Here is an 18,906-nt window from a genome sequence, read left to right on the forward strand (position 1 = left end):
TCGGCATAACAGACTCCTTGATGTATAAAAAGTCGCGGAGCTGCCCCTTTGCGGGGGATGCAGCCTCCCGCGAAGGATTCGTATTGATAATCGGGCTCACTGCACCCGTACAGCAAGCACTGCACTTATGAAGTACCGCGCTCCGGTTGGTTAGGAAAGCAACTTCGCCACGGCGAGCTTGATTTCCAGTTCACTCAGAACGAGACCGAGGATGTCACATGATTCTTCGAGCACCTCTTTGGCGTGCTCCTCTCCCGTGACTGAAAAGCCGTACTGCTTGCTTCGACTCTTCACATCTTCAACTGCAGAGTCGACATCCTTAATCGAGACGCCCCCCTCCAGGTTCGAGTAGCCCGCCAGAACGTACACATCTGACCAGCTCGCCTCGCAAGCATTGCAACCCATCTCTTGCGAGGCGGTACCTCCGTCCGCGTTGAACGAGTCGCCGCTGAGGTCCTCGGTACTTCCACACGACGGGCACTTACAGCCCTGGTGGGCAACGTACTGCTTGCCAGTCATTGCTCCAGCGAGCGGCGACCATACATCATCGATCACGTTCGCCGCAGGCAAGATGCTTTGCGCTTTCTCTTTGAACTTGGTGAGCGTGGAGATGACTTGGTCGACGTCAGCAAGGAACTTGTCGGAATTGCCGTCGGCTACCGCTGCGATCCAGTTCTCGACCAGTTCCTTTGCCGCGGCACGCGCAGCATAGCCAGGGAGATCCGCACCAAACAACGTCGCGCCTTCGGCACTACCATCACTGATGCTCACAACTGCATTGAGGCGAGCCGCAACGCTCTCCGCCAGTTTGATTACTCGATTCATATTGCTTCTCCATTTTGTTTGCGAGAAGCGGCTCCCTTTGGGGGCTCGCCCCCGCATGGGTTGAACATGATGATCTACGCAGATCTGACGACCTGCGCAGGCACCCAGTTTTTCAAATCGGTCCGGTTGCCTCACCGTACGCGCCGGCGGGAAGCTCCCAGTGGCCATCGATAAGAATCGACTCGGTGTATTCGGTCCGTCCAGCAAGCTCGAAGTAGCGTTCGTCTGCCTGGTAAGGCGTTCCTTGAGCCGCACGGATCCGCACCGAATCTCGGCGGTGGATCGTGACGCCGAACTGTTCCTCGTACTTAGCGATCCGCTCAAAGGCAGCCGGATAGTACTTCGCAATTGTCGCCCACTGGTCAGGAGACCCGAAGATGCAACTCCTGCACGAGCATCGTCCAAACCCACAGTAGTAGGCAGGATGTGCACGCACCCTATGCCGCTCGAAGATCTCCCAAACCTGGCGTTCGGCCCAGCGATGAACAGGACGCCAGTGATCTACGTAACGCTTCACGCGCTGCCCGTCTCGATTGTCCGTGCGATCAGGCTCGAACATGCTGTAGCGGGCCCTAGAAGCCGACTCTTCCGCTCGTTCGCCCGTAACTACCAACGTCTTTCCCGACTGGAATCGGGATTCGGTTGTCATCACGCGCGCGAGCACATCAATCTTCGTGTAAGCGCTGCACCAGCGAGTTGTTAGTGACGCAGAGACCTGGGGAAATTTCCTTCTGGTTCCCAGCTTTCCCCCATCACCGCCGCAGATCACCACTTCGCCGGCTTCGCTATCGAATGCAACCGGCGCTGTCCGCTGCTCCAAGCGCAACATTTCGCGCTCAAAGCCACCGACCTTCCAGCTGAAGTAGAGCCTCAGCCCAAACGCGCGTGCAAACGCTGCACAGTAGGCCTCGGTTACAGGCCAATCCATCAGTTCCGAGCCTTCTCGACCGTCAACCAGGTGGTGGTGGAGTTCGATCCTGTCTGGATCTACGCCCCGCTCGAGCAAGTGGAGGACACAAGCAACACTGTCCTTTCCCCCGCTGAATCCGACCACGAATCTGTCGTACGTAGCGAGGTCCGGTTCGACCGGCTCAGGCAAAGGCGTGACGACTTCGGTGATTGGCCAAAAGCCCATCTGTAAGTCGATGGACATGTTTTTCTCCGTCTGACGCGGAAGCCATCAACCCCTGCAGGGAAGATGTCCCCGCTTGGGTTGAAATTTGAGAGCCTTCGGCTAGGCGCGCGCAAAGCTCTCTGGTTTATGCACTGTGCCCGTCACGGTGGCGCGTACGCTGCCTTTCGACAGCCAAGAGCGAACCTCCATGAGCACGTCTCCGAGAAGGTTTAGGCCTTGCCACTGGCCGACGTCTCGGATACGCGGATCATTCCACGCGAGCCCCACACCATAGATTCGATCGTATGGACTGGCCTCGACCAAAAGTGTGTCCTCTGTCCCGAGCAGGATTTCGCCAAGAGGCGGGTTCTGCCAGAACTTCTCACGGCAGCCAACGATCACGATTGATTTGCGCTTCTTGACCCAGACCGCTTCATCAAACCCTCGGACTTGGCGGCCTAGTCGTTTTTGCTCACGCGGTTGAGAGGCCGAAAGAATTTGCCTTGCGGTCTCATCGTCATCGAACAGTCGCGCCTTGGAGTACATCATGAACTGCTCGACTGAAGTGAACTCGACCCCGCGGAACGTGAACCGAGCCGGATGCCAGTTGCTTAGTGCATCTTCGGCGCCGAAGAACAGAGTCATTCCTTGGATCTCATGCATTGCACACCTGGTTAGGTTGGGCGCCATTGCCAGGGCGGCGACGGCAGAGTTGAAGGAAGACCGGCCACTCCAGCCAGCGGTGCGTAATAACGCGCCCATCCATCACAATGACCCGCCGACTGCCTAGGTAGCCGTTTGCGAGCGCGTAATCGGTTAGATCCGACGCGCTGCCCGCACGAAGCATGTTGGAAATATTCTCCCGCGACATGAAGCGGCCGAGTTCCCCCTTTCTCGAGGGACGAATTGCCGTGGGACGATTGGAAAGTTTATTCATAGCTACCTCAATGTGAAAACAGAGAGGCAACTCCCGCTCAGGGCAAGGTTGCCCCGAATGGGTTGAATAACTGGAGACTGGCTGCAGAACAGCCACAAGGCACCACCCTTGACGGGCGGCAGGGTTGAAAACGTACGCTAGATGCGGCCCAGCTGCCGGGCGACATCACAAGGATGATCGCCGGGAAAGATCGACCAAATTCTACCGCCTTCTGTTCCTGGTGAGAAGTGCGGCGAATCCGGTCGGTCGAAGTTCTGCACTCGGCGTCAACTTGATATCGCGTGCCGCCTCTATGTAACTTTGAAGGAAATCGAGAGGTGCGCCCGACCCGCGGGGCGCGCGCTGTCCCTCGGGTTGCTCTGGCGGGAGCGTCCGGGACTATTTGGCCTTTGCCAGGGCCAGGATTGCGTCGCTGAAGAGTCGCTTGCGCCAACCCCGCCTGCTGTATTTGCCATAGGCCATCACCATCCGCTCTCCAAGAACGAAATTCCGCATGGTGATGTCAATCGTGACACTGCCATGCGGTGCCGTGATGACTACGCCAAACTGAGTGTCCGGCCGCAGCTTCCACCCTTTTGGTAGTTCAATATCCTCGATCACGTAATTTTCCTGACCACGCCATTTGGCGTGTTGGACACCGTGGTCCGCCCTATTTTCAGTGCCGAGGCCAGTTAATCGAGCCCCGCACCCAGACAAAAAACTGAGTTTTTCAACGTCGCCCATTATATGTTGGCCTTACCGCCTACTGCCAGCGAATGATGCCCCCCGCACCGAGGGGTGCGTAGGTCAAAAAAAAAGCGGTCCCCGAAGGGACCGCCGTTGCCACTGTGACATCGTCACATGTGTTGGACGCGCAAACGCCCGTTGACCTGAACGATTGCAACCACCTGGCCAGCTCGAAAGACATTGCCATCGCCGACCTCCTGAACAACCGGGATCATCCGGTTGTCTTCGGTTCGCACGATCAGCTCAACGGCCTGCGTTTTGCTGATCGCGCCACCCGCAGCGTAGCCAACCAACGTGCCCACACCGCCGGCAATCAGCGGTGCAGCGTTGGAGTTGCTGTGATGCATGCCGAGGACGACACCAAGGATGCCGCCAACGGTTGCCGAAATTTGGCGCGCGGTGCCCGAATCGAGTTCAATCGGCCGCGCGTTGATAACGACGCCCAGAACTGCGGAACCACCACCGCGCAGAGCGTCACCCGAGTTGTACGTCGAGTTCGATCGAGAGACCGGCTCGCCTACTTGGTTGACTGACCCATACCACTGAGCATGTGCGAAAAACGGCACCAGCGCAAAAGCGACGAACCCTGCGCGGACGATTTTTGCGAACGATTTCATTTCTATTCCTTTTCAGAAAAGATGGCCCACCGCCAACAGCCAATGGCCATCGGAAGCAATGCCGTTACAGAGCAAATGACGCAGAGCAGCGTCGAACGAGTTAGTACTGGCGTCTGCCACCTCGAAGGCTTCGGCCAACAGCGTTGGCCATGCCCCCAAAGCAGCGGATCAGCAGAACACACACACACACAACAGCGAGCACGATACCGATCAACGCAAGTCCTGAAAGGGCGTGACCACGCATCGCATTACCCACCATGTTGTAGACGACCGAACGAATTACGGCGTCGACGATCATTGACCCGATGCCGTAGTGGCCACCGAACAACGCGTGAAACTGAAGCATGCAAACCTCCTGGTAGCGAAATACCTCGGAGGCCTACTTCCGTACGGGAGCAAACACCCCGCAGGAAATTAAGGTAGGAAGAGCCGGTTCGGAACGAACCAGCCGGTCGGTTCTCGCTCTAAGAAGCGAGGGAAGCGCTCACCAGAAAACACTGGCGAGGCAAAGTGGCTAGAAGGGCCCAGCTGCCGTTACAAAGTCGCAAATGACTTCGTAGAAACGAGGCTGATTCTATACCTGATGTTTCCTGTTGGGAAGCAATGAAGCACGGCGTGCCCAAAAAGCAAAAAAGCCGCACTCCGATTTCGGGGAGCGCGGCCTAAGGCCGTTCGACGCAATCAGGAAGGAGGACTCAACCAGATTCGTCTTACAGCGCTTCAGATCAAGCGAAGGGATGGAAGACCACCCCAATCACCTGTGCGGCAATAGGAATCCCCGCAACACCGGCCAGAATGGCCCATGCGCGAATCGCCTCTTGCTTGGATTTTCCTCTCTTCATTCCATACCTGGCTACGAACACAAGACATACGAGCACGACGACGTAAATGGCAAGATTGCTTCCCATAAATCGCTCCCGGTCGAACTTGCTTCGAATGCCTCGCCGGCGGCATTGTTTTGGGCCGGCGCGACGGTTCGCTGCTGAACCCATCAAGCAGCGAATTCTATTGTCGCGCAAATCGGTGGGATTTTTCTGTCCGCCACTTGGCCTACAGCCGGCGCTCTCAGGCCGTTACTGCTCAATCCCCCTGAAGACCCGAATCTGCGAGATGGCACGGATGTACCAGGACTTGCGCCGGGCGGTCGGGTGCGACGCAGCATCTTCTCTGAGGGTCTCCTGCTCAACCCAAGCCCGCATACCTTCCCAGGCTGATGAGGACAGAAAGTACTCTTCCCGCACGTCGGGTGAGTCGAACCGGTCGCCTGCCGGCGGGATTCCAAACTCATCGCCAAGCCGTGCTGAGTCGTCTGCGGTGAACCCGCTCAGGAAAACGACTGGCTCGTTCTCGCCGCGGACCAGCCACCAGCCCTCGCGCTCTTGGCGATCATGAGTAGGGGGCGCTTTCGTCCACTGCAAAGACGCTGCGTACAGCGGCACACCCTCGCCTGAGGCCTTACAGCAGATGAACAGTGAGCCGGTCAGAGCGATAACCCCCTGGAATTCCCGCCCGGCCACTGTAGTTCGAAAGAAAACGTCAGTCTCATTCATTGGTTCTGTTGGCCCTAAGGGCGATCTCCACAACTGCTCTGGACAGGTCTGTGGACAAGTCAGTTACGCAGCGTAAAGTTGCCCGCTATCATCGGACAACTTCTTATGTTGCCTATAAATTAGGCATGCCACACACGCGTTTGATATGGTCATGCCCGCCGGCGCGCACGACGCTATGCGGCACGCCACACCGAGCACCAGACGATCTATTTGTCGACCGGATCTTCCTTCTCTGCCTCGCGAACCTTCTCGAGCAAATCGCTGATCGATTCACGCGTTTCGCGCCTAAGGCGTTTGAATCCGGGATCTGCTTCTATGTCCTTGATCGTCAGTAGCAGTCTTGCGCCCACTTTGCGCATGACCCGCTTCAGCCGCTCCCCGGGTAGATCTCGTGGTCGGACCTTGCCTTTCCCCGCAGTCACTTCCACCAGACGCTCGGGAGCACCGTCCTTGTACAAGCGGATCGCTTTGATGGCCGTTGTCGCTGTGGTCTTGTCTTCAATGACCAGATCCTGGATCCGCCGGTCGGCGTTGGCGAGCAAAAGCAACCCTTTGATGTGCATCTCTGAGCGCTTGAACTCCGAGGCAATCTCCATTGTGGACATGCCGAGCTTCACGTGAGCTCGAAAAGCAACGATCGCGGTCTCGAAGACGGTCAGGGCAAGCTGATCGTTCCGTTGCATTACGCTCAGCGTGAGCGACCGCGGGTCCGCCCATTCTTCGATAATTACCGGCAGCTGATCGATTTGCCGATTCTTCCCATCGTCGAGATAGTGATTGGCGAGCCGCACTGCCTGCAGTCGTCGATGCCCGTCCCGCACCGCAAGCACCGTCTTACTGCCCTCGCGGATCGGGAACACCAGGAGCGGTTGACTCTCATCAAAACCGTTCTCGGCAATCTCGAGGGCCAGACGCTCGATGCCGGCCTTGTAGGCGGCCGTCTCGATCCGAGGATTGAAGCCGCGAACCTCACGAATCTCGTCGACGGCCCACCGGTACTGGTGGCTCGCTCCCGTACCCAAGTTCAGCGCTTGACGATCCCCAAATTCCAATTGGGAGTCCATCTCAAATGGAATAGTCGGAGCAGCTCCGTCAAGGACAAGCTGAGGCTGTGTCTTCGCTCGCACACCCTGACTCCGTTTTGTTGCCACCACTTGCATACTCCTGAACTTAGCTATGGCGCAAGTGCCCGAGCGCTCATCGCACGGACAACCCATTCCTTCCGAAAACTCAGTTTTCCTTCACGGCACTGGAGAGGACTCTGCTCGCCCACCATCCGCAACCAGCTGCCAGACAACCAGGCCGCCCTCGCTGAGAGACCAGTCGACGAACTTGCGATCACGAAGAGCCACAAGCACTCTTGACGCTCGCATCAACCGTTCGCTCTGGCTGATGAGCTGCCCGGGAAAGGCCGCGCGGGCGACCTTTCCTGTTCCTTCCACGGCTCCCCGGCTCGCCAGCACTTCCATGACGGCGCGCTCGTCGTCACTGAGTTGAGCCTTGGTCAGCCAACAGAGTGGAAGTCGCACCTGACTTTCCGAGCCAGTCCATACGGTCATCAAATATTCCCAATAGCCACTGTTTCTACGCGTTGCCGTCTCCGCAACGAAACGCAATTTCGTTGTCCAGCCAGCAACACAGCCAACATCGAAGCGAGACGTTTGAAGGAGAACCCGTACTTCGACTGCGCCCTACGAAATGGAAGATACCGAGTGCGAATGCCATTTCTAGCCCTCAAAAATCGGCCGGCTTCCTTACTGATGTACGCGCTCCTCGGCCCCTGGGATGATTTCCGCTCGGGAAATTTTCATTGGGGCGAACGTCACGGGCCCAGCCTGCGGCGAAACTTGAAGAACGCCCTTGTTGCACGCCAGCCAGAGCACACTGTCCACGGTGGCAATACTGTCGCCGGAAGCGTCGGAGAGCACGCGGCACAGTCGCATGCAGGCGTCAAACCTCTCAAGCCCGCGGCGTCGCGGCTTGTCTGGAAAGCCCGTGAGACGGCAAAGCCAGATATCCGGCTTACAGACGTCCTCACCGAAGTTCTTGGCCAACTGGTACTTCGTATCGACTCCCACCCACGGAAGAGCGCCGCACCATTCGACTAGTCGAATGGGGTTGTTCTGGCTTAGGACGTCCTGCAGCGAATGAAAGTCGGCCGCGCGCTCGCGCCACACTCTTTCAATTGCCTCAGCTTTGGCACGGAATCCAAATGCACTGACGACGGGGCGCCCTTCCTCGATTGCATCCCAGACGCGCTTTTCGATGGTGCGTGCAGCCTGGGCGGAACGACCCGCGCAAAGTACGATCCAGATGATTTCTGCTGCCATCTTTTCAGGAGTTTCCGGGCGGCAGCGGCTTTGGTTCGACCACTCAATGATTCGTCTGGCGTCGGGGTCATTCTTGAGCAGCCAGTCACGCAGCTCGAGATACAAGGCGCTCGGAATCCGGCTCTCGGGGTTCGGAATTTCACTCTTGGCCAAGATGCCCTCCGGCATTATTTGGCCGCACAGCGCAAGCTGCCATCCGCGGCCGTTTTGTTAAGGAAAGCGATAATTAGTGATTCCCAACGGGAAGCACTAAAGTAAGCCGAATGATACTCCCTTAGTCGCCCCTAGGAGGCGTTCCCTACACCCACGGCAACCCTTACCCGAGACGCCTTAATCGGCACCGAAAAAGCAAAAAGGGCCGCAGATGCGGCCCTTTTCATTGATTATGTCGGTCTAGTCTGTCCGGCTACATCTGGCGTCCTGGATCGCCCAGCCAGCGCCGATCAGGTCCGTGCCTTTCGTCGGCAGCAGTCGCAACTGGCATCGTTCTTTCCCTGCATTCGCAACCGTAGTGGCTTGTCCATTCCTTTCCAGAGATGCACCGGTTACCTGAATTTGATTGGGCGGAGGCGCAACGTTGGCTTGAAACAGGAAAGGAGACGCAGCCAGGTAACCGGCGGTGAGTTGCGCTGCCGCAGCGAGCGTGCCTGGCTCCAAAGTCTGCACTAAGACGCGCTTCACCCTGCTTTCTGGATCGTCAGCCGAAGCCACCAAGGTACCGATGCCCTGTCGGACTTTCTGGAATCCGCGCCCTTGATCGTCGATCCATTGGGCGAAGGCCGCCTCATTGCCTGCAATGACCTTCAGGCCTGCACACGAGACGATGCCAAAGATAATCAGGACGCTGACCGCCTGCGCAGCAATCTCTCTACGTGTTCGGAACATCACCCTCCTCCCTCATCCTTGAATGCAACTGCGCGACCGTTCCAGCTTTCCTTCGGTGTTACCGCTTGCGCGCGACGCAACCACCAAACCTCCCATTTGCACCGCCCACCACACTATGGCTGCAACGCCCCCACCGATTCCGGCGAGGAACAGAAGAGCGTCGGCGATCGCCTGTGGGACTACGGCAGCAACTCCAAGCCCGGTGTAGCCGCTCAGGCCGAAGACCGCAGCGCATGTCGGGCCAAACACCGGACTTTCCGATCCGGTGACACCAGACACCATCGCCAGTACCACCAACATGCAGAACGTCACCCCAACGATGCTGGCCGATCCGATGCCGACCGCCATACCCAAAGCGAGTGAACTGGCCAGGCAGCTCACCGCCTGAACGCGCTGTCGCGTTGTGTTGAAACACTCTTTGCGGATCGTGTTCGCAATACGCATCAACTGATTTGGCATCGTGTGGTCAGGCGACAGGGATGGAATAGCGCCACGGCACGGGGCGCAGCTCGGCGGGCAAGTACAGCGGGTGTTCGGGGTACCCGGAGGAGGTAATTCGCAATGCGTGCACGGCAGATTGAGCCGGAGGATGTCGTTGAACCTGGCATCCATTAGGCGCCGGGTACTCGCCTTTCCCTTCGGTGTACCCCAAGCGGCAATCAGGACGCCACCGCGCGACAGACAGAACTCGGCGGCAACCTGGAGCGCCTCATCGGCCATTGGTCCGATTGGGTCTTCCATTTGGGCAAGCTCGTTCGCATCAGTCGCTACTCCGGTCGCGGCGTTCACGATGATTAAGTCGCTAGCACCGAGCGCATTAGCAAACCCGACTCCCCGCCGCGCGGTTGGATCGTTGTCTACTGCATCAGCCGTGCTGGGGTTATGCAGAATAAACGCGACTGGGACGCCAAACATGCTCAGCTGGCGTCGCAACCACACCCGATGTTTCTCACCGGAAAAATACGCGTTCTGCTCGGTCCAAGCCGGAATTGCTGCACTCACAGTTTTCCTCTCTGACATAGCACGCGCGCGTGCCGCTTCCGCCGCCTCATGCTTCTTGCCAGGAAGCATTCTACCAACACGCTCCCCAGACCAACGGGATCAACGCGCTCTGGAATGAAAAAACCCCGCTCAAGGCGGGGATGTGTGGTGCAGAAGCCCACACCGTGGGCCTGCTAGCGGACCTTACGAACCGGCGCCGACCACCGGCACAGTTTGCGGCACATAGCCCGGCGTAGTAACGAGCACGTGACTGCGATTGTTCGTGCCAACCTTTCCGTCGATGGTGTTGACGTAGTTCTTGTAGGTCGGGCATTGACCGGAAGTGAACAGATCCGGCTGGCCGGCTTGCAACGGGAAGCGAGCGTAGTACGGCGCGCTGTTACCGCTGTTGCAGTCCGCAATCACGTATTCCCAGACCATGAACTGATGCATCTGGGCGTACGGCGGAGGCGCACCGTTCGCTTCCAGCTGGCCGAGCGTGTATGGTGCTGCCGGATTGAAGACGCCGCTCTGCCATTGGCCGATGTTGATCGCATTCCCGTTCGGCAGCGTGCTGGATGCCGTGCCGGTCAGTTGGCTTTGTGCCAGCACCTGCACCGAGACCGAGGACGGGAGGTCGTACTGGACGCCGTACGCCTCGACGGAATTCAGCGCGTCGGCGTATGCGGACAGGGCATCACCGGACGAACCGGGCACCAGGGCCAGGTAGTTGACGCCAGCACTCTGGTCGCTCGGGAGGATTGCGTTGGTGAAGCCGATCAGCGACAGCACCATGCCGGCACCCGTCGTATAGGCCGTCGCAATCGCCGCGCCGCCCGACGCGACCTGTGACATACGTTGCGAAGCAACATGCGTCAGCGACGTGATGACGAAGTTGTTGAACTGCGTCGTGATGTACGGGGTCACCAGTTCCAACGTGCCGTTCGTCTGGACCGTATGGTCCGCCGAGGACGTGTAGGTGCCGCCCGTCGCCACGAAGCGCACGTAGCTGGCCGAGTCATACGGCGCTTGGCTCAAAGTCATGCTGAACGTGCCGTCCGCGGCCGAAGTAGCCGTACCGATCACGGTACCGTTCGTGCCATCTGCGTTCAGCACGTAGGCCGTCACCGTCGCGCCAGCAGTCGCGCCGCTGTTGAAGACCTGGCCGGTAACTGCCGTCGTCTTGGCCCCAGGTGCAGCTTGGCCCGTGTACGGGTTCACCGGCGTCCTTTGATTCCCCACCGTGCCGGTGCCAGTACCGTCGGAACCACCGTTGCCCGCAGCCGAGCCGTCGCCGCCACCACCGCACGCCGACAGCAGTGCGACAACTGCCAACGATGCCAAAGTCAGTTTCTTCATAGTTTCTCCGTGTGAAGTGTTCGAGTGAGTCCAGTATCTCAAGTCGAACATGTATTTCTAGCCCCTTTGTGCAAGCGCCAAGGAGGCGGTAGAGGTGCTCCTTGGGATCCCTATTTCCTATCCAAGATGCGACACCCTTCCTCATGAGCTGCCTTGCAAAAGCGGATCAGGTCGATTCTTGTGGTTCGACGGATGACGCCGCTTTGAAGGTTGGCGCCTTGATAGACGGCACGGTAGAGGTAGCCGCCCGCTGCGGAGCGAGCAAACCAGACCTTCTCGATTCGGCCAAGGCGACTGTCATCATTTCCAATGAGACCGAGGCTCTGTGCAAAGCGAGCTGTCATAACCCCGTCTGCTTGTTGCTCGAACTGCACTTTGTGGAATACCCACAAGGCAATCCCTATTCCAATCGCAAGCGAAACGGCGAGCCACACCAGTGACGCCACCCGAGTTGGTTTCCTATCGGGACGGGCTGAGGCGTCGACGCTCATCTTCTGGGCGCTGGGGGATTCAACTGCCGTTGTTCGCAATTCTGCGGCTGTCATCTGTACCATCGTTGATGCCTGCTGTTTTCCTATCTGGACGGTGCCGCCATTCACACCACGGCAAGCTGTATGACCGCACCTGTGATCGACGGGGAATCTGTCCCTTCCGCCAGCGTTTTCCCACCTGGAAATTCTTGGCGCTGTAAGGCAGTTGGCCATTCGCCAACCACCGCCCCTTTTCCGGTCAACGTAACCTTGGCCCCATTCCTGGTCGGAAAATGGCCCGCTTGCTTCATGAAGAACGGCACGTCATACCGGCTTGCTTGCTCCGCCAGGCTTTCCGCCCACTCCAATTTGTACTCACGTGCAGCCCAGCTACCTTGCCGGCTTTCCCCTTCAGAAATGATCCAGTCCAACTCCTCGATCGCAGCCTTTCCGGCATGTCGCCCAGATTTCAGTTGGAAAGTCAGATCCATGGGGCCAAGGCCGGGCCCGTGGCTGATACCTTTGACGCATGCATCAAGGTCTAGGAGCTTTGGGATATCGCGCTCTGCCTCTTCCTGATTGACCACGGTGGCGATTAGCCAGACGTTGGGATAGCCGGTCCCCCAGTCTGCAGGCAACATGCGCTTTGCGTTCCCGATGCGTTTCGTGACCACCAGCCAGGTCAGGTACGGCGTTTGAGCCATGAGGTCCCATGCATCGGCCCGCCATTGCTCGTCAATCTCGTTGTCGAACATGTCCGACTGGGTGTTCCAGAACACCGGCCAGAATTCACCGCTTTTGGCTGCGCGGCGGTTCCAGGTGAATGCCTTGTTCCAGTTCGAAGGCGCAGTCCGCTGGCGTGGCGCATCTGGACCCCAGTGCTTTCCGCCGTGAAACCGTATGTCGCCCGCTAGCGCGTAGCACCCGTCGCAGCCGGGTCCGATCTGCGTGCAGCCAATCCATCCGTTGATGGTGGACTTCGCATAGGAAATGCCAGTTTCGATTGCCATGTTTGCCTCTTCACTCAAACCGCAGACTGTTGCAAGCCCCACAGGTCTTGGCCGCTCCAGCTGGCCTCACATAAGGGAGTCCTCTCTGGAGCCAATAATCTCGGCATCCGCAAGCATGGCTTTCAATTGCCCCTGGATGGCGTAGATGTCCAGCCACTCGCGTGCCCGGGTGAGCGTCACATAGAGCAGCCTCAACTCCTCCGGTGTCATCTCAACCTTGCCGGTCTCTTCGTCGGTATAGAACCGAAAATCGCCTTCCACCCTCACCGACTTGAACTCAAGGCCTTTGGCTTTGTGCGCGGTACTTATGACCATGTCCGCATAGGAGACGGGTACCGATGCCCCCACCATCTCCTCGAGCATGTCGGGCCCGATATCGTTGATGAGCTTCACGTAGGGCTTGATCTCTTTCCCAGCGAACGTGTCTGCGTAGTCGCAGACTTCCATCCAGTCCTGAAACAACGTGAGCGCTGAAGGTGATGCGGGCGATATACCGCACATCAACTGTCGAGAGGCATTGCAGAAATTCAAGATCTCGGAAGAGTTTGCCCGGAGAGCGACACGCTTTCCTGACCGTAGTTCATCGGCCATTTGGGCAACTGCTGTAGCGTTCGTGCGGCACAGAACGGCCTTGAACGGGAAGATGAAGTTCTCTGCTGCTTCGTCGATCACTACAGACGAGATTGAGTCTTGCCCCCTTATGGGTGTCGTCTCACCGAGCTTCCTAAGTACAAGGGATGCCAGATCAGCAATGCTCCGGCCGAACCGGAACGATTGCGTCAAATACACCTCTGGGGCCTCAATGCGCTGCATTGCATCTACGCTGCCGCGGAACTCCATGATTTGCTGATATGGATCGCCGACGTAGATCACCTGCGCGTGATACTGCCCCTGAAGGATCGCGAGCATGACGTCATCGCTGTCTTGCCCCTCATCGAGCAGGATGTACCGCCCCTCAATTTCAGGTGTGGAAAGCTGCCAGATCTTGAGGTAGACATCGTGCCCGATGCGATACGGACTCTTCTGACTGCAGAACTCCTCCCACAGCGTCTCTACATACGGCAGTAGCTCACCCTGCAGCTGCTCCATCGCCCTGCGCTCAATGATGGGATTCGCAGCAATGTGATGGAGAGAGGGTGCGTGGTCAGCCGATTTGCAGAAACGTACAGCCGCATCATTGACCATCTGCGCCAAGTCCGAACCTCTGAGCTCGACCGTACGGCCGAGCACGCTTGGCACGGCAATCGCCCGCAATCCCATCCGCCCACTGAGCAGGTCAGTGGTCTCCATAGCGTTGTTGACCTTAGCCGTGATTCCCGCTGGCAATGAGCGGTGCGCAAGCGCATGGAACGTGCTCGCGGATACCGATTTCGGAAGCTTTCGCTTAGCCTCGGCGGCGTTTTCCCTTCCGAATACAAGATAGACCCCGCGCGTATTGCCCTTCGTGTGCGCGATCATGTCCAGCAGCGACGTCTTGCCGGAGCCTGCGCGCGCGATCACCTTGAAGGACGCGCCAGTCATGGATAGATCGATGGCCTGATTCTGCTCGGCGGTCGGCTTCAATCTCATGTGGTTGGGGAAGTGCGCGGGCGTCTGGTGTTCATCGCAGGGGCCTCGACAACGTGGCCGGAGCGGAACAGCCCTCAGATTTAGTTCGTCGCCTCAGCGGCCGGGAGCGCGTCACCGGAGCCGGCCAGTCGCGCCGAGACTTGGAAGGCCCGCTTACCCGCGTCCTGAGCAACCATTACGGGTACCTCCTCGCCATCTTTAACGACCAGGGTCGCTTCGCTCACATCGCGGGAGATATCGGCAAGTTGGAATGCACGGTCACCGAGCTTCACAGTCTTCAATGCGTCGAGGCGGGAATTGTCTAGAGCCAAGCGCACTACCAGTGCACCGTTTGGCATGATCGCGACCGGCACCGCAACGACGCGGAGCCCCACCGATTCTTGCATCGGCTCAACCTGGCCGCTTTTCGACAACCCCATGTAGCCAAACACCTCCTTCGATTCGAAATGCGTCGGGTTGGCGTTCAGCGCGAGCGTGACATGCGTGGTCTTCCCAAAGCTCTGCACGGTCAGGTTCAGCGCCTTCGGATTCTTCTCCAGGGCTTCCAGCCCGGGCAGATGAGACTTCGGCTGAGGCGCGCCAACGTCGGCATGCGCAACGGCGCTAGCCATCACCAGAACTGCAGCTGCGATTGCTCGAATGGTCTTCATGGTGTGCTCGATTGAATGGGATTGAAATTCCTTCCAGCAAGGTCCAAGGGACTCCTTGCCTACCCTGCGAGTACACCACTCAGCGTGGACGGGAACAATCGAGAAACGGACGCCATCCAAGGGGGGATTCAAACAGGCGCGAGGTTCGATTCGCTGGCCTGCTCCCGGACAAATGCAGCGAAATCCTCTGCACCCATGGGCTTCCCGAGCAGGAACCCTTGCACTTGGTCGCAGCTCAAGTCACGAAGCTTCTGCAGTTGAGACTGGGTCTCCACACCCTCCGCGACAACCTGCATTCGGAGCGTATGCGCGAGGCCGATGATTGCCGAAACGATGGCATAGCCCTCATCGCCATGCTCATCGAGGCCTCTAGTAAAGAACCGGTCGATCTTGAGCTGCTTGGCTCTGAACCGTTGGAGGTAGGCCAGGCTAGAGTAACCAGTGCCGAAGTCATCGATCGCGATATCGAATCCCGCTGCCTGGAATTCTCGAATGTTGGCGGTGGTTTGCTCGGCCACTTCCATCGCAACGGTCTCGGTAATCTCGAACATAAGGCGATGTGGCTCCACGCCGTGCTGACCGACAATCTCGTTGACCGTCCGTATATAGCCCGGCTGCTGAAGCTGCTGGGGCGAAAGATTGACCGCTATTCGCACCGGCGGGAGCCCCGCACGATCCCACTCCAGAATGTGGCGGCATGCTTGCCCAATCACCCAATTTCCAATCTGGGAGATTAGGCCTGTGCGCTCGGCCAATGGAATGAAATCCAAGGGCGGCACGATACCGAGTTCCGGATGCGTCCATCGAATCAGCGCCTCCGCGCCCTCGACTGACTGACCGTCACATCCGAACTTTGGCTGAAAATGGAGTTTGAACCCTCCCTTCTCGACCGTATCTTGCAGAGCCTGCATGATCTGGAGTCGCCGGGACGAGTTCTCTCTGATGTCGGGACCGTAACAACGGTAGCCATTCCCACCGGATGCCTTCGCCGCCGACATTGCCCCATCGGCGTTCCGCAGTAGGACTTCTGGCACGTCCCCATCCTTAGGGAACGAGGCAATGCCCACAGACAGCGTTACCCTTACCGTGGCTGCGTTGTCGACCGCGATTCCGCCGCGCATGCTTTCAACAAGTTTGCCTGCAAGTTCTTGCCCCCCACCACTGCCAGCGTCACGAACAACGAGAGCAAACTCGTCAGCACCGAGCCGCCCCACAACTGCGCTCCGGCCAGCCGCCTCGACCAGCCTCACCGCGACAATCCGCAGCAAGCTATCACCGATGGCCAATCCGTATGAGTCATTGAAAACCTTGAATGAATCAAGGTTGACGTGGAGTACATGGAACGCTGACCCGGCAATGGTCGCACTGTCGATCTGCTCCTGAATGCTCCGGTAGACAGCCTCCCGGTTAGGCAACGAAGTCAGGGGGTCAATGGAGGCAAGCATCGTCAAACGCTGCCTGACTTCCCGGAGCGAAGATGTCAGACCGATGCGTTCACGCTCGTGGCGGAATCCAATCACTGACAGCAGCAGCGCGAAGGAGACGATAAATACCGAGCTCACCACTACTGCGATTAGCGCCTCTCCCCCTGCTGACGCACTGGTCACGAGGAGCGATCGGCTGTTCGGCGCCACCACAACCGAAAGAAGCGAAAGGTAGTGCCCCCCGCCAATCGAGGCCCCGATGAGGCCGCTCGCCACGACGCGGATGGCCATGACTTGGTGTGCACCCGGGCGACCGAGCCGAATGCGAACGAGGAGCGCAGCCGTAGTGGCAGCAATGGCAAGGATCATTGCGCTGCCGAAGACGCCAGGAGAATACGTTAGCCCCGGCTCGACGCGGATCGCCTGCACTGCGGTAAAGCTCATCAGGGACAGACCGACGCCAGTAACGATGCCCGTGAGTACGACAATCTGACGCGTTGGGTTCGCACGGGTCGCTGCATCGAGCGTCAAATAGGAGACCAACAGTGCGAGCCCAAACGACTTGAGGGTGATCCATGTACCCTGCGCCACCGGAAACGGTAGGGTAAAGGCAAGCATGCCCAGGATATGCGTGGCCCAGAGCCCAGTGGCGATCGCGAAGGTCCCACCAAGAAGCCAGGACAAGCGCTTTACAGCGTCAGTCGAAAGACGGATACGTGCACTGATATCGAGCGCCGTGTACGACGTAAAGGCGGCGACGAGGACCGAAACCGCGACCAGTGCGTAGTTTTGCGAACCTGTCACCACCACTCCTTATGCAGCGTACTTAACCGGCTCGAACAGCGGGTTTAGTGAATACCCGTCAAACTGCTCGAAGTGCGTTGCTGCTCCGCGGATGTACTGCAGCATCTTCTCCGCCATTGCCCAGCGCCGGCCAAGTCGCTCCGCGGCAAGTGCGGTCTTTCCTGTGCCGCCGAACGGGTCGACCACCAGCTCACCTGGCTCGGTCAAAAACTTGATGAAGAACTCAGGAATGCGTGTGGGCATCATCGCGCCGTGCAGGGGCAGCCCGAGCTCTGCAGCTCGGCGGCGATACGCGCGAGTGTCGGCGCAAGACGTGCCCACTTCGAGCACGTTCGAAGGCAGGCGGCCTTCCGTCACCGTTCCGTATTGACCCAGACGGTGCACTTGCGACCCGTCACCGTAGGATGCCGTCCTCTTGACGCCCCCCTCCTCCATGAACCTCAAGTGGCGCTCGGTGTGCGGCAACAGGACCTTTCTGTTGTTTGAGCGCACGCGCGACGGGTCATTGGTGAACCAATAGCAGTGCTCATAGGCGGTCTTGAGCTGGATCGGCCTCAGGCATGCCCACTGGGTCGGTCCCGGTGCCTTTGAAGACTTCCAGACAATACGGTCCATCAGGTGAAGACCCAGTCGGTCTTCAAGAGCCAACACCAGGCGCTCGAGATATGTCGAGCGGGCCGGCGAGCCCCTGACATGGGCGTCGTTGGTCAAATTGATGATGATGCTCGCGCCGGGGGCAAGATGGCGGCACACCGGTTCAATCGTCTCGCAGACGAAGTCGATGTACTCCTTCATCGTGGGGGGATTCCCATATGCACGCGGCTTGGCGAGCAAAAACGGAGGAGACGTTATGACCAAATGCACCGGCTCGTTGAGCCCCGCAAACACCTGCTTGCAGTTCCCGAAGACTGCGATCCCGAGCTTTGTCGAGAATGCGATCAGCTGAACTTCGTTCCCTGCCTCATCCAGCTTCTTGCCGGCCGACTCCGTGAGTTGCCAGATACCGCGCTCACCGGCCACGCGCTCGAGAATACCCATGCGGCGAAGCGACTGCTGCCCCCACCGCATTTTCCGGTGAACGAGCGAGTAAAGCTTGCCGTCATCACCGATCGGCGTTTTCTCGTGGAGCTCCTGGATGGAAATGCCCGCGCGTACAGCGACGGCTTGGTAGAACTGCTTATTCGTCAGGCGACCGCCCGGAGCATCCGCGTAAGCGCTCGCGACGTGCGAAAAGAGGTCCAATTGCATAGCTGGAAGTTCTGGAAGTAGGACGCGCATTGGCGTCGACCCTTCCAGCTTGTCAGAGACGGTGCCTATTTCTAGCCCTGCGGGAAACCAACACCCGCTGCAGCGTCTATTGGGCCAGAATGCCCCACGCCGAACCACTCCGAATTAGCGTGCATGCGGGCCATCTTTCTGTTGAAAAGTTCGCCCTGCATCGAGAAACAGGCACGCCCATGCGCGCTCGCCTGTGATCCACTGCGCGAAGGCATCCGCTCGCATCGCTGGTTCCACCGGCGCGAGTCGGCTGCTAGTCCCCTACAGGCGCAGCAGCCGGATTCGCATTAAGGATTCCGCTTGCAGCCCTCAAGAGCCGGGCCGCGACGTCCGCAGATACATTCTCGGCCCCCAGATTGAGGGCAAGTGCATCCGCC

The 18,906-nt window shown here is 58.6% G+C and carries 19 protein-coding genes; all 19 read right to left on the reverse strand.

The genetic code is table 11. From position 1 onward, the window contains the following. Positions 1-150 precede the first annotated feature (150 nt). Positions 151-825: a hypothetical protein gene (locus V6657_RS29310; RefSeq protein ID WP_024979609.1), complete on the reverse strand. Its 675-nt coding sequence runs from the start codon at positions 823-825 to the stop codon at positions 151-153. A 112-nt stretch (positions 826-937) separates the two neighbouring features. Next, complete coding sequence (locus V6657_RS29315; protein WP_024979608.1) at positions 938-1,978, reverse strand: phosphoadenosine phosphosulfate reductase family protein; 1,041 nt, start codon at positions 1,976-1,978, stop codon at positions 938-940. Positions 1,979-2,059: 81 nt separating this feature from the next. Further along, a complete protein-coding gene (locus V6657_RS29320; RefSeq protein WP_024979607.1) occupies positions 2,060-2,602 on the reverse strand; it encodes an NADAR family protein in 543 nt (180 codons plus the stop codon). Positions 2,603-3,254: 652 nt separating this feature from the next. Continuing rightward, positions 3,255-3,599 (reverse strand): hypothetical protein, encoded by a 345-nt coding sequence (locus V6657_RS29325; protein WP_231973473.1) that lies wholly within the window; start codon positions 3,597-3,599, stop codon positions 3,255-3,257. Positions 3,600-3,712: 113 nt separating this feature from the next. After that, positions 3,713-4,219, reverse strand: a complete 507-nt coding sequence (locus V6657_RS29330) for a membrane protein (RefSeq protein WP_024979605.1) — start codon at positions 4,217-4,219, stop codon at positions 3,713-3,715. A 100-nt stretch (positions 4,220-4,319) separates the two neighbouring features. Beyond that, positions 4,320-4,565 (reverse strand): hypothetical protein, encoded by a 246-nt coding sequence (locus tag V6657_RS29335; RefSeq protein WP_024979604.1) that lies wholly within the window; start codon positions 4,563-4,565, stop codon positions 4,320-4,322. 379 nt (positions 4,566-4,944) lie between these two features. Then, complete coding sequence (locus V6657_RS29340) at positions 4,945-5,127, reverse strand: hypothetical protein (protein ID WP_024979603.1); 183 nt, start codon at positions 5,125-5,127, stop codon at positions 4,945-4,947. 165 nt (positions 5,128-5,292) lie between these two features. After that, on the reverse strand, positions 5,293-5,769 hold the full coding sequence (locus tag V6657_RS29345; RefSeq protein WP_024979602.1) for a hypothetical protein: 477 nt from the start codon (positions 5,767-5,769) through the stop codon (positions 5,293-5,295). Positions 5,770-5,975: 206 nt separating this feature from the next. Next, positions 5,976-6,833, reverse strand: coding sequence for a ParB N-terminal domain-containing protein (locus V6657_RS29350; protein WP_231973475.1), 858 nt, complete (start codon positions 6,831-6,833; stop codon positions 5,976-5,978). Positions 6,834-7,523: 690 nt separating this feature from the next. Further along, the gene (locus tag V6657_RS29355) at positions 7,524-8,252 is read right to left on the reverse strand and encodes a hypothetical protein (protein ID WP_024979599.1); all 729 of its coding nucleotides are present in this window, start codon (positions 8,250-8,252) and stop codon (positions 7,524-7,526) included. Positions 8,253-8,492: 240 nt separating this feature from the next. Beyond that, positions 8,493-8,984 carry a hypothetical protein gene (locus V6657_RS29360; protein WP_024979598.1) on the reverse strand — a complete coding sequence of 164 codons (492 nt, stop codon included), beginning with the start codon at positions 8,982-8,984 and terminating at the stop codon, positions 8,493-8,495. A 12-nt stretch (positions 8,985-8,996) separates the two neighbouring features. Further along, positions 8,997-10,055 carry a DUF1643 domain-containing protein gene (locus V6657_RS29365; protein WP_239498109.1) on the reverse strand — a complete coding sequence of 353 codons (1,059 nt, stop codon included), beginning with the start codon at positions 10,053-10,055 and terminating at the stop codon, positions 8,997-8,999. Between the two features lie 114 nt (positions 10,056-10,169). Then, entirely contained in the window at positions 10,170-11,324 is a 1,155-nt protein-coding gene (locus tag V6657_RS29370; protein WP_024979596.1) for a hypothetical protein, read from the reverse strand. 110 nt (positions 11,325-11,434) lie between these two features. Beyond that, a complete protein-coding gene (locus tag V6657_RS29375; RefSeq protein ID WP_024979595.1) occupies positions 11,435-11,869 on the reverse strand; it encodes a hypothetical protein in 435 nt (144 codons plus the stop codon). A 50-nt stretch (positions 11,870-11,919) separates the two neighbouring features. Beyond that, positions 11,920-12,804, reverse strand: a complete 885-nt coding sequence (locus V6657_RS29380; RefSeq protein ID WP_024979594.1) for a DUF5131 family protein — start codon at positions 12,802-12,804, stop codon at positions 11,920-11,922. Between the two features lie 66 nt (positions 12,805-12,870). Continuing rightward, entirely contained in the window at positions 12,871-14,373 is a 1,503-nt protein-coding gene (locus V6657_RS29385; RefSeq protein WP_024979593.1) for an AAA family ATPase, read from the reverse strand. A gap of 80 nt (positions 14,374-14,453) precedes the next feature. Beyond that, on the reverse strand, positions 14,454-15,023 hold the full coding sequence (locus V6657_RS29390) for a hypothetical protein (RefSeq protein WP_024979592.1): 570 nt from the start codon (positions 15,021-15,023) through the stop codon (positions 14,454-14,456). A gap of 128 nt (positions 15,024-15,151) precedes the next feature. Continuing rightward, positions 15,152-17,251 (reverse strand): EAL domain-containing protein, encoded by a 2,100-nt coding sequence (locus tag V6657_RS29395; protein WP_024979591.1) that lies wholly within the window; start codon positions 17,249-17,251, stop codon positions 15,152-15,154. A gap of 9 nt (positions 17,252-17,260) precedes the next feature. Continuing rightward, entirely contained in the window at positions 17,261-18,499 is a 1,239-nt protein-coding gene (locus V6657_RS29400) for a site-specific DNA-methyltransferase (RefSeq protein ID WP_024979590.1), read from the reverse strand. Positions 18,500-18,906 lie beyond the last annotated feature (407 nt).

It is taken from the genome of Ralstonia sp. RRA, assembly GCF_037023145.1.
Classification (GTDB): domain Bacteria; phylum Pseudomonadota; class Gammaproteobacteria; order Burkholderiales; family Burkholderiaceae; genus Ralstonia.